We start from the raw sequence: 9,715 nt of genomic DNA, 5'->3' as shown, positions 1-9,715 counted from the left end.
GCCCGTCTTGCGCGAAATGCCGAATTCCCGGCACACATCGCTCATGCCTTCCCCGTCGAGAAGGCGAGCTACAAAACGAAGACGTTCCTCCATCACCGAACACTCTCTCCACGGCATCAACACCTCCGGCAAAGCCAAAAGTGTTACCCATGTGTCCGGTACAAAACGTCACCTATGTCTCGGGTCGCTCATCCTGCTTCGCAGGATTGGCAATGCCCTCGCGCGAAGCAGGATGCCCTCCGAAGCTTCAGCGTAGGAGGGCTTACTAGCTGATCCCGACTTTCGCTTGCCGGCATAGCTCTGGACATTGCCCGAGAATTCACCCTGGCTTCGCGCTGCTGCCGAAGCAGAAGGAGTTTTTTGCTCACCGGCGCTGCCGTTGGAGGCCAGATCTCGCGCTGCCTATTCCATACGTTTCGCCAAACAGGGTTCGTCCCACGCTATCGGCTGCCTCCCCGAATTGAAGGTTGCCAGGCTGGAGTGACCTTCCGTTTCGGCGGCCACCCCTGGGGCGGCGCTTTCGTGGGAGGCGGCTCGGGTCTATCTGGTTCCATTGCCGGCAGATGCGATAAGGCGTCCGCTATGTATCGTACAGGACGGCCAAAGGCCGAACATACCCGACTGACCGTCAGGTACCGGCTTCGCGGCCGAACCGCTCAGGGCTTGCTGACCGCGGCGAACCTTCAGAAGAACCCACCGCTTCCAGCGTCGCCGTCCCGACCTGATTGCATTACCGCAGCCCTGTGATCTTGCGGTTGCTGCGCGTTCGGGGGCGAAGCTTACGCGCAAGCTCAGACACAATTCAGAAACAAACCAGAAAAACGCCAGAAACGGTTCAGGCGTACAATTCCCCGGAGAGGGTCATCATCGGCTGCTGCACTGCAGCACTTGTTCGGATTGGCGACAAGCGATGCAAAGGTTCTCGATCAGCTTGATGGGCGCGTTGCTCGGCATTTCGCTCGTCACCGGCCCAATTGAAGCTGGCAGGACAAAGGTTGCGACGACCCGAACCGAGCGCTGCTCTAATCTCAGCGGCCAAGTTGACGAAGCCCTCGAGACCCATCCCGCGGCAACGCAGGTCGCCGCGGCGAAGGCGCTGCAAAGAAGGGGAAACCGGCTCTGCGCCAAGAAGAAGGAGGCGCAGGGAATCCGGACGCTCGCAAATGCTTTGAAGCTGCTTGGCGTGACGCCGATCGATCCCGATGCAGTGCCACCTAAAGCCGACCTGCGTAGCAAGGAGAAAAAGCCATGAAGAAGTCCCTCCTCTCCGCCCTCAGCCTCGCCGTTGCTCTGGCCTTATCGATGCCGGTTCTCGGCAACGCCGCCACCAAAACGGCCGCTCCGGCTGCCACGACCACGACGGCCGCAACCACGGCTGCGAAGCCGCACCAGAAGAACGTAGCGAAGAAGAAGGTTTGCAAGCCGACCAAGAAGCACAAGTGCCCGGTGAAGCACAGGAAGCATGTTGCGAAGGCTGCGGCACCCAAAAAGACCTATTGAGCCCCGTGCCCATGAGAAGGCCGTTCCATCTGCCATTCACGTGGGGCGGCCTTTCTATTGCGGCCGACGCGGACTGGCCAGCCCAGCAGACTGTCTGGCCGCTTCGGAAGGGCAAGAGCTGATCATGCCGCTTCCTCCTCTGCTGCGCGATAGACTCCATAACGAACCTTGATGAGCAGGCCCTCGTTGCACATCCGGGTTAGAAGCAGCGGGGAATGCCGATATTCGTGAGATCGCGTGTGAATCTGAGACATTTTCGAGAACAATGCACCAATCCTATTGGGTGATTCAGATCGAGGCGTGGCAGCACAGCGGCCCGGCGCGGACGAAATAAAATATTGCCAGGCGCATCGCCTCAGAAGGACACGCTCGATCGCTCCTGAAGTACTTTGCAGGCTCCGACGCGGCGCGCAATTGGCGCTACGCGAGGTCGAGCCGCCATCCACGTCGAGTGCCGCGCCGTAGACGAGGGAGCGTTAGGATGCCCCAGATCCTATTTTGTGACGGCGATGTGATTGACCATGCCAAGCTTGAAATGGCCCGCCTTGTTACAAAGCAGGATGTAGGAGCCGGGTTCAAGCTTTACCGCAAGCGCGCCGGACTTCCCGGGATCGAGTCGTCGATCTCGCTTACGACCTCGAGCGCACTCTCCTCGACCTCCTTTTCAGGCTCGTTGTAAAGCAGCGTCTCGATCGGCTTGTCAGATCTGACGACCACGAACTCGTGAGCCAAGGCCCGGGAAGTATTAGTCACGTTGAAAGTCACATTGCCGGCCTTGACCTGTTCTGTACTCAGGTCCATGCGCATGGATTGCATGCCCTTGTCGGCCAAAGTGACGCCAACCGTTTCGTCGGCTCGTGCTGGCAGCGCAGCGATGATGAGCGCAGCCGCCGCGGGCAACATACCAACTCGCGCCAGCCACGCGATGAGCGTGGTGGTTTCCATATGTGCGTTTCTCCTTGTTCCCGCGGCGTCGGGCCCACCCTGCAGAGATCAACCAACGCCGCCACGATTCTCCGTCTGCGGTGTCGACTCGCCGCGCTCCTCGCGACATGCCAGAGTACCGCGGGTGATCAGAGATTGGAGAACGTCCAGCCCTTTGCCATCCGGCCGATATAGCCAGGGGCCAAGCGTTCTTCACGAGCTTGAGCGGTTTGGCTTTCTGACAGATGGCGACCTAGTCGTCGTGATCGACCGGGCCAACCGCCACGGTTCGCACAAGCGTCCCTGAACCTCGGCTGAATGGTGCCTTCAGCATCGGTTCGAACGGCATCTGCTAAAAGGAAGCCGTTCAACCCGCGGTCCCGTCCGCCACAGGAGATGCTCTCATGACCCGCTATTCTTTCATCGCAACCGCGCTCGCCGCCCTTGTCGGCATTGCTGCCGCCGCTCCTGCCATGGCCAACGATGTACGCATCGAACAATATGGCTGGTCGAATTCAGCTGGCGGCGCCCAGAACGGCTTCAGAAACCGTATCGGAGTTTACCAGAACGGCCGCTTCAACACCGTAATCGGCCAGCAGCGTGGCCGCCACAACCTTTCGGCCATCGGCCAGGAAGGCGTCAGCAACTACGGCGCCACCTATCAGAACGGCAACCACAACGTGGCTGGCGTCGGCCAGTTCGGCTCCAACCACACCACAATTCTGACCCAGGATGGCAATGGCAACATCGCTGCCGGCGTGCAGGTTGGCCACGGCTGCGACGCCAATGTCAGCCAGGGCGGCAGCGGCAACGTCGCAGCCTTTGTCCAGGCCTGTCCGTAAGCGGACCAACGGCCGGCGGTCGCGGAAAGGTCCGCGACCGCCATAATTCAATGTGAGGAGACAAACCATGTCCCGCATCATCAAGCATCCCTGCCGTGTCACGGCGGCACTCGCCCTCGTTCTGATACCCGTCGGCGCTCTGGCAACCATTGCGATTGCCGGCCAGTCCGTCGGGCCGGTGCGCTGCGAGATCCGCGTCACGCCGGACGGCGGGATGGTCTCGTTGGACGCGCTCGCCCACGCCGACAGAGGCATAAGCGGCACCTATTCCTTCCATGTCGAAAGCGCAGGCCAGACCGGCGGTACCAATATCGAGCAGAGCAGCGCCTTTAGTGCCGCGCCCGGCAAGCCAGCTACGCTCGGCACCGTCACGCTCGATGCGAAGGGCGCCGACTACGATGCCAAACTCGAGATCACGGCCGACGGCAAGAGCGTCGGCTGCACTGAGCGGGTCGGCGGCGCGACCTGATCGCACGCCAGGTTTAAGAAAGCGTCGGCGATCTGCGCCTTTTCATCTGCGTCAGGCCCGGGGAAAATGACTGAGCGACAGCTGAACGGCCGATTCCAGCGGGGTTCAGCCGCGAAATGACAAAGCTGGCCGTGGGCTGAAGCAACCGGAAAATGGAGAACCATGATGACACTCAAGACCCTTACCATCGCTCTCGTGGCCGGCAGCATCGGCCAGGCGGCGCTGTCCGCACAGTCCTTCGCAGGAGGATGGGTCTCGGTGACCTATGCCCCGGCCAACGCGCGCGACGGCAGCGCCCTGGCGACCGGACTGCGCTTCTATTCGCTATACCGCGGCCTGCGCGGCGCCAGCGTCCATCAGTCCGGACATGACAACACCGCTGGCATCGCCCAGGACGGCCGCGGCAATCTGGGCATCATCCAGCAGGAGGGAAACGGTCACTCCGCCGCCCTGCAGCAGAACGGCAACGACAACGCCTATGGTATTTTCCAGTTCGGAGGGCACACCAGCACAAGTGTCCTGCAGAACGGCAATGGCGGTAGTGGCGCTACGCTGAGCTACGGGTGGCGGTGATCACGAAGACGGATTCTCCGCCAGGTAGTGTAAGGAACGTCGGGTGACGCGGATATGGACGACCTGAATTCTCCCATGACATCGATCAGCTTCTCCGTTGCTGACCTTGCGGGGTGCGGATGACGATGGCGGGGCGGGGCATAAGGCTCAGAAGGGTCGACGGCGGAATTGGTGGGATTGGCTGGACGGTTAGCACAAAACGGCCCGCTTCCGGGAAAAGCAGCAGGCCTTTGAAAACGGAAATTGGCCGGTCGGATTGGACCATGAACGATCCGGCATTCCATCACTTATGGGACTGCTGGAAGCCGGCCACGTCGTACTGAGATACGCTCTTCGGATTCTTGGAGTTCTGAGGCTGGGTGCCCGCGCAGTGTGTTCCCGCGTTCCCATCCGGGTTGAAGGCGGAGCCCGGAGCCGTGCTGGCGTTGCCCGGCGCCAGACCGCCACACTACACAGATTCGTGAACCGCGACGATCTGAACCGCCGTAACCTCCGCCGATGCCGCGGCGAACCTTCAGAAGAACCCGCCGCTTCCAGCGTCGCCGGGGGAGAAGGGTTCTTGCAACAACGCCCATTGGAGGACATCCATGTCAAACCGCCTGATTTCCGCCGCCGTCGCCAGTGCCTTTGCTGCGGCTATTGGTGCCGCTGCCATTGGCTCCGCATCCGCAGCGATGAGCGAGGCAGAAATGATGAAAATGCGGGAGATGACCAAGAAGGAGGTCGCTTCCGGCAAGATGGAGAAGTGTTTCGGCGTGGCCCTGAAGGGTCATAACGACTGCTATGCAGGCGCTGGAACGACCTGTGCGGGCACGGCCACCAAGAACTACCAGGGCAATGCCTTCAAACTGGTGGCGAAGGGGACCTGCACTGCCATGACCACCCCCAAGGGCCACGGATCGTTGACGCCGATCACTTGATCTCGATGAACCCAGGCGGATGGCCCTACCATCCGCCCCATATCGATTGCTTTCGGGGAGGCCGATCATGGAGATACCTCCGCGCGCCGGAGTGGGACTTAAGCCGCAGCACTACCGTGACGTCTTGGAAACCGCCCCGGACGTCGGCTTTTTCGAGGTCCACGCCGAAAACTATATGGGGGCGGGCGGACCGTCGCACCGCTACCTCGCGGCGGTGCGCGAGCGCTATCCTTTATCGCTGCACGGCGTCGGCCTGTCGATCGGCGCGGCAAAGCCCCTCGATCGAGACCATTTGAGGCGCCTCAAAGATCTGATCGCCCGCTACCAGCCGGGCCTTTTCTCCGAGCACCTTGCATGGTCCAGTCATGGCGATGCGTTTCTGAACGATCTCCTGCCGACGCCCTACACCACGGAAACGCTCCAGCGCATTGCCTCACACATCGACGAGGTGCAGGCAACGCTCGGCCGCCAGATGCTGCTGGAAAATCCCTCCACCTACATCGCCTTTGCCGAAAGCACCTATGCCGAGACTGATTTCATCGCCGAGGTGCAGCGTCGCACCGGCTGCGGCCTGCTGCTCGACGTGAGCAATGTCCATGTCGCTTCGACCAATCAGCAATGGGATCCCTTCGCCTATTTAGACGCCTACCCCCTCGGCGCCGTACAGGAAATACACCTTGCCGGCTTCACGCCGGAAACCGATGAGCAACAGAGGCCACTGCTTATCGACACTCACAACCGGCCGGTCGACCGGTTGGTTTGGCAGCTCTACGCCTACGTCATCGACAAACTCGGTCCCACGCCGACGCTGATCGAATGGGATGCCGATTTGCCGTCATGGAACGAGCTGCACGCCGAGGCCATGCGGGCCGAAGCGTGTATGAAGTCTCGCGCGCCGCGGCAGGAGATGCGCCTTGCAACGACTGTCTGAACGGCAACAGGAGTTCGCGCTGGCCCTGCTCGATGCTGCTCGCGCCGCGCCGCCGGGCCTTGTGGGGCCCGATGGCTTACCAAGTCCGCGTCGCTTTGCGGTCTATCGCAACAATGTGGTGGCCGGTCTGATCGAGACCCTGAAGGAAAATTGCCCGGCGGTTCACCGGATCGTCGGGGATGAATTCTTCCGTGCCATGGCGGGGCAATTCGCAACGGCCAATCCGCCGCGGTCGCCCATTATGCTGGACTACGGCGCAGGCTTCGCCGAATTCATCGACGGGTTCGAGCCTGCGGTGACACTTCCCTATCTAGCCGACGTGGCAAGGATCGAGCGCGCCTGGATCGAGGCGTATCACGCGGCCGATGCGGAGCCGCTTTCCGCAAATGACCTTCTCGCCATCGATCAGGACGGCCTTGCCCGCGTGCGGTTGGCGCTCCATCCTTCGCTCCGGGTGACGCAATCACAGTTTCCCGCCCTCACCATCTGGCGCATGAACGTCGCCGACGGCGAGCCCGCAGCCGTGGATCTCGAAGCCGGTGGCGAGGATGCCCTCATCGTCCGACCGGGCGCGGACGTTGTCGTGCACCAACTGCCGATGGGAGCTGCGGCCTTCGTCAGGACCCTGGGTGCCGGTAAGCCGGTGGTGGCCGCGGCTATCGCCGCACTGGAAGCCGCGCCATGCTTCGATCTCAGGGCGATTTTGACCGGACTGATCGAAGCCGGCGCCTTCATCGGCTGGAGCCTAGAACAGGATACCGACGGTGCACCATCATGATTTCGGCGCCGGAACTGGTCCGTACACTGGCAAGGTGGCTTTCCTACGTCGCCATGGCTGTGGCGCCGCTGTTTCTGCGAGCGGCACTCGCTGTGCCATTCTTCCGCTCCGGCCTCACCCGCTGGGACGGCTTCCTGCAGCTCTCGGACAGCACCATCTATCTGTTCGAAGAGGAGTTCAAGCTGCACATCTTCGGTGCCGAGTATGGTTTCCCCATGCCTGATGCCGTGGCCTATCTGGTTGCTGCCGCCGAGCTCACTTTGCCTGTGCTGCTTGTCCTGGGCCTTGCCACCCGCTTCGCCGCCTTGGCAATGCTTGTCATGACCGGCGTCATCCAGCTTGTGGTGCCCGATGGCTGGGCCAACTTCCATCTGCCCTGGGCTGCCATGGCGATCTCCATCATCGCTCTTGGCGCGGGGCCTATTTCCCTTGATCGGCTGATGGCCCTGCGATTTAGTTCGGAGGGACATGGGCGATGACCACCACTCCCGTGTTGAAACTTGTGAAGGGGTCGGCTGCTCCGTTGCCACGGGTGCGGGAGGTGGATTGGTCGATCCTGATGGCAAGGGCCCAGGATGGCGATGCGAATGCCTACCGGCGGCTCCTCGAGAGCATCACGCCATATCTGCGCGCCCACGCTGCGCGCTGTCATCGCAATCCCAGCGATGTCGAGGACGCGATCCAGGATATACTGCTTACCCTGCATGCCGTGCGTGCGACTTATGATCCGGCGCGGCCCTTCGGCCCCTGGCTCACGGCCATTGCCAGACGCAGGCTGATCGACAGACTGCGCCGCCAGGGTCGCCGCCAGGCCCACGAAACGGAAATTGAACCCGACCACGAAACCTTTGCCGATCCATCCGCGAACCTTGAGGACATGACAGATATCCATGACATCAAAGCCGCCCTCGAGCGCCTTCCCTCCAGGCAGCGCGAAGCCGTGCGGCTCACCAAGATTGAAGGACTGTCGTTGAAGGAGGCCTCGGCGGCGAGCGGCACGACCGTGGCGGCGCTCAAGATCGCCACCCACCGCGCCATCCGGCATCTGCGCCAATTCTTCTCTGGCGGGAGCGAAACATGATCCCCACGGACGACCTTATCGTCGCGCTTGCGGCCAATATGAGGCCGGTCAGGCGGCTCCGTCCGCCACTGCTGCGCGCTACCGGTTTCCTTCTCCTGGCGGCATTGATCCTCGTCATGATCGCCGCTGCCCATGGCTGGCGGCCGGGTCTTTCCGTTCGCCTGACGGAAATCCGCTTCGCCTTGAGCCTCGCAGGGGCTGTCCTCACCGGAATCCTTGGCGCGGTCGCGGCATTCTTTGTCAGCCTTCCCGGCCGTTCGCGTCACTGGCTCTGGCTGCCCTTTCCGGCACTTGCCCTGTGGCTTGTCTCGATCGGCTATCAGTGCCTGAGTTTCTGGACACCAATGCTTCCAGACGGCGCGTCTCCCGGTGAGACGGCTTCGTGCATCGCCACGTTGGGGCTGACCAGCCTGCCTTTATCGCTGGCCATGGGCCTCATGCTTCGCCACGCCGCCAGTTTCAACCCGGCGCCGGTGATCTTCGCCGCGAGTCTTTCCGTGGCTGGAATCACCGCGGCGGCGCTGACCCTGTTTCATCCACTCGACGCCAGCATCGAGATTCTGATGTTCAATCTTGGCACCGCACTGTTGATGATGCTGTCAGGCGGCGTCATCAACCTCTTGGTGTCGAACCGCGTGGAGATGCCGCAATGATCGGACCATCGCCAATCGGCAACCCAACGACATCGCGAGCCGCCTTCTCGCTGGCTCTTGGTGGACTCTCGGCAGGTCTCTTCGCCTCCGCCTGCTGCATCCTTCCGCTCGTCTTCGCCGTCGCAGGGATCAGCGGCGCCTGGATTGCGCGCCTCACCGCGCTGGCGCCTTACCAGCCGTACTTCCTCACACTCGCGGCCGTCTCCATCGGTCTCGGTTTCTGGCGCCATCGCCGCATCGAGGCCGCCTGCCTTCCCGGTTCGCTTTGTGCCAGTCCCGTCTATCGCCGTTCCACCCGATTCATCCTGTTGGCCGCGAGCCTCATTGCCGCGTCGGCGGCCGCTGTCGATGTCTTCGGACGGCTCAACCCGTAAGAGGTTTCGTCATGCGCATCGTCCTTGGAATTGTCATCTCGCTCCTGGCCACCTTGCCCGCCGCCGCGGCACAGCGTACCAGCACATTCTCGATACCCGGTATGACGTGTCCGCTTTGCCCGGTCACCGTCGCGACCGCAATCAGGCACCTCGACGGCATCGTCTCCATTGCAACCGACGTCAACGCCAAGACTGCAACGGTGATCTTCGACGATAGCAAGACGAGTACCGCCGCGATCGCTGATGCTTCCACCAACGCCGGCTACGTGGCAACCTTGGTGAAAGAGCAATGATCGAACTCACCAGCACCGTCACGTGTCCAGCCTGCGGCCACCGCAGAACCGAGACAATGCCTACCGATGCCTGCCAGTATTTCTATGAATGCGAAAGCTGCAAAACTCTCCTCAAGCCGCTGGCGGGAGATTGCTGCGTATTCTGCTCTTACGGCGATTGTCCGTGTCCGCCCAAACAGCGAGAGCGGCAGTCCGGTGCCGCGGCCCAGCATCATTGCTGCTGAGGCTTACGACGCTGAAATCTCCCAAGCGGTCCGAGGTGACGACGGCCTTTCCACTATAGGCTGATCCTGATCGCTTACCAGCTGATCCCGACTTTCGCCTTGCCGGCATAGCTCTGGACATTCCCCGAGAATTCACCCTGGAAGCCGAGCGAG

Annotated in this window: 16 protein-coding genes; 14 read left to right on the top strand and 2 right to left on the bottom strand. The window is 61.8% G+C overall.

Translation table 11 applies throughout. The features are described 5' to 3' along the window. On the bottom strand, window positions 1-117 hold a 117-nt coding region (locus JT360_RS33890), incomplete at its 3' end, for a helix-turn-helix domain-containing protein (RefSeq protein WP_250889227.1). Between the two features lie 793 nt (window positions 118-910). Between JT360_RS33890 and JT360_RS32275 the strand changes: the two genes are divergently transcribed. Then, entirely contained in the window at window positions 911-1,252 is a 342-nt protein-coding gene (locus tag JT360_RS32275; RefSeq protein WP_214477344.1) for a hypothetical protein, read from the top strand. Further along, complete coding sequence (locus tag JT360_RS32270; RefSeq protein ID WP_214477342.1) at window positions 1,249-1,500, top strand: hypothetical protein; 252 nt, start codon at window positions 1,249-1,251, stop codon at window positions 1,498-1,500. Before JT360_RS32275 ends, JT360_RS32270 begins: the two co-directional genes overlap by 4 nt. A 582-nt stretch (window positions 1,501-2,082) precedes the next feature. Here JT360_RS32270 and JT360_RS32265 read toward each other — a convergent pair. Then, complete coding sequence (locus JT360_RS32265) at window positions 2,083-2,445, bottom strand: hypothetical protein (protein ID WP_214477340.1); 363 nt, start codon at window positions 2,443-2,445, stop codon at window positions 2,083-2,085. A 383-nt stretch (window positions 2,446-2,828) separates the two neighbouring features. Here JT360_RS32265 and JT360_RS32260 point away from each other — a divergent pair, with 383 nt between their 5' ends. The 12 genes from JT360_RS32260 (at window position 2,829) to JT360_RS33885 (ending at window position 9,562) form a co-directional block, all read left to right on the top strand. Further along, window positions 2,829-3,266, top strand: a complete 438-nt coding sequence (locus tag JT360_RS32260) for a curlin (protein ID WP_214477338.1) — start codon at window positions 2,829-2,831, stop codon at window positions 3,264-3,266. 67 nt (window positions 3,267-3,333) lie between these two features. After that, complete coding sequence (csgH, locus tag JT360_RS32255) at window positions 3,334-3,735, top strand: curli-like amyloid fiber formation chaperone CsgH (protein WP_214477336.1); 402 nt, start codon at window positions 3,334-3,336, stop codon at window positions 3,733-3,735. 165 nt (window positions 3,736-3,900) lie between these two features. After that, entirely contained in the window at window positions 3,901-4,308 is a 408-nt protein-coding gene (locus JT360_RS32250; RefSeq protein ID WP_250889226.1) for a curlin, read from the top strand. A gap of 587 nt (window positions 4,309-4,895) precedes the next feature. Then, window positions 4,896-5,228 carry a BufA1 family periplasmic bufferin-type metallophore gene (locus JT360_RS32245; protein ID WP_214477332.1) on the top strand — a complete coding sequence of 111 codons (333 nt, stop codon included), beginning with the start codon at window positions 4,896-4,898 and terminating at the stop codon, window positions 5,226-5,228. A gap of 67 nt (window positions 5,229-5,295) precedes the next feature. After that, complete coding sequence (gene bufB, locus JT360_RS32240; RefSeq protein WP_214477330.1) at window positions 5,296-6,159, top strand: MNIO family bufferin maturase; 864 nt, start codon at window positions 5,296-5,298, stop codon at window positions 6,157-6,159. Next, a complete protein-coding gene (locus tag JT360_RS32235; protein WP_214477328.1) occupies window positions 6,143-6,937 on the top strand; it encodes an HvfC/BufC N-terminal domain-containing protein in 795 nt (264 codons plus the stop codon). Before bufB ends, JT360_RS32235 begins: the two co-directional genes overlap by 17 nt. Beyond that, the gene (locus tag JT360_RS32230; protein WP_214477326.1) at window positions 6,934-7,416 is read left to right on the top strand and encodes a DoxX family protein; all 483 of its coding nucleotides are present in this window, start codon (window positions 6,934-6,936) and stop codon (window positions 7,414-7,416) included. The genes JT360_RS32235 and JT360_RS32230 overlap by 4 nt, the downstream gene beginning before the upstream one ends. Continuing rightward, window positions 7,413-8,018 carry a sigma-70 family RNA polymerase sigma factor gene (locus JT360_RS32225; protein WP_214477324.1) on the top strand — a complete coding sequence of 202 codons (606 nt, stop codon included), beginning with the start codon at window positions 7,413-7,415 and terminating at the stop codon, window positions 8,016-8,018. Before JT360_RS32230 ends, JT360_RS32225 begins: the two co-directional genes overlap by 4 nt. Beyond that, window positions 8,015-8,671: an NrsF family protein gene (locus tag JT360_RS32220; RefSeq protein WP_214477321.1), complete on the top strand. Its 657-nt coding sequence runs from the start codon at window positions 8,015-8,017 to the stop codon at window positions 8,669-8,671. The genes JT360_RS32225 and JT360_RS32220 overlap by 4 nt, the downstream gene beginning before the upstream one ends. Next, window positions 8,668-9,045, top strand: a complete 378-nt coding sequence (locus JT360_RS32215) for a mercuric transporter MerT family protein (protein ID WP_214477319.1) — start codon at window positions 8,668-8,670, stop codon at window positions 9,043-9,045. Before JT360_RS32220 ends, JT360_RS32215 begins: the two co-directional genes overlap by 4 nt. Before the next feature lie 11 nt (window positions 9,046-9,056). Then, on the top strand, window positions 9,057-9,338 hold the full coding sequence (locus JT360_RS32210; RefSeq protein WP_214477317.1) for a heavy-metal-associated domain-containing protein: 282 nt from the start codon (window positions 9,057-9,059) through the stop codon (window positions 9,336-9,338). Then, window positions 9,335-9,562, top strand: coding sequence for a GDCCVxC domain-containing (seleno)protein (locus tag JT360_RS33885; protein WP_250889225.1), 228 nt, complete (start codon window positions 9,335-9,337; stop codon window positions 9,560-9,562). The genes JT360_RS32210 and JT360_RS33885 overlap by 4 nt, the downstream gene beginning before the upstream one ends. The last annotated feature ends 153 nt before the right edge of the window (window positions 9,563-9,715 follow it).

The sequence above is a fragment of the Mesorhizobium sp. dw_380 genome, from assembly GCF_018588885.1.
Lineage (GTDB): Bacteria > Pseudomonadota > Alphaproteobacteria > Rhizobiales > Rhizobiaceae > Mesorhizobium.
This window is presented reverse-complemented; position numbering and strand designations above follow the sequence as displayed.

Excerpts from the sequence above, each read along its gene's own strand:
- JT360_RS33885 (WP_250889225.1), top strand. The coding sequence starts at position 9,335 with ATGATCGAACTCACCAGCACCGTCACGTGTCCAGCCTGCGGCCACCGC.
- JT360_RS32230 (WP_214477326.1), top strand. The coding sequence starts at position 6,934 with ATGATTTCGGCGCCGGAACTGGTCCGTACACTGGCAAGGTGGCTTTCC.
- csgH (WP_214477336.1), top strand. The coding sequence starts at position 3,334 with ATGTCCCGCATCATCAAGCATCCCTGCCGTGTCACGGCGGCACTCGCC.
- JT360_RS32265 (WP_214477340.1), bottom strand. The coding sequence starts at position 2,445 with ATGGAAACCACCACGCTCATCGCGTGGCTGGCGCGAGTTGGTATGTTG.
- JT360_RS32250 (WP_250889226.1), top strand. The coding sequence starts at position 3,901 with ATGACACTCAAGACCCTTACCATCGCTCTCGTGGCCGGCAGCATCGGC.
- JT360_RS32220 (WP_214477321.1), top strand. The coding sequence starts at position 8,015 with ATGATCCCCACGGACGACCTTATCGTCGCGCTTGCGGCCAATATGAGG.
- JT360_RS32225 (WP_214477324.1), top strand. The coding sequence starts at position 7,413 with ATGACCACCACTCCCGTGTTGAAACTTGTGAAGGGGTCGGCTGCTCCG.
- bufB (WP_214477330.1), top strand. The coding sequence starts at position 5,296 with ATGGAGATACCTCCGCGCGCCGGAGTGGGACTTAAGCCGCAGCACTAC.
- JT360_RS32245 (WP_214477332.1), top strand. The coding sequence starts at position 4,896 with ATGTCAAACCGCCTGATTTCCGCCGCCGTCGCCAGTGCCTTTGCTGCG.
- JT360_RS32270 (WP_214477342.1), top strand. The coding sequence starts at position 1,249 with ATGAAGAAGTCCCTCCTCTCCGCCCTCAGCCTCGCCGTTGCTCTGGCC.
- JT360_RS32275 (WP_214477344.1), top strand. The coding sequence starts at position 911 with ATGCAAAGGTTCTCGATCAGCTTGATGGGCGCGTTGCTCGGCATTTCG.
- JT360_RS32260 (WP_214477338.1), top strand. The coding sequence starts at position 2,829 with ATGACCCGCTATTCTTTCATCGCAACCGCGCTCGCCGCCCTTGTCGGC.
- JT360_RS32215 (WP_214477319.1), top strand. The coding sequence starts at position 8,668 with ATGATCGGACCATCGCCAATCGGCAACCCAACGACATCGCGAGCCGCC.
- JT360_RS32210 (WP_214477317.1), top strand. The coding sequence starts at position 9,057 with ATGCGCATCGTCCTTGGAATTGTCATCTCGCTCCTGGCCACCTTGCCC.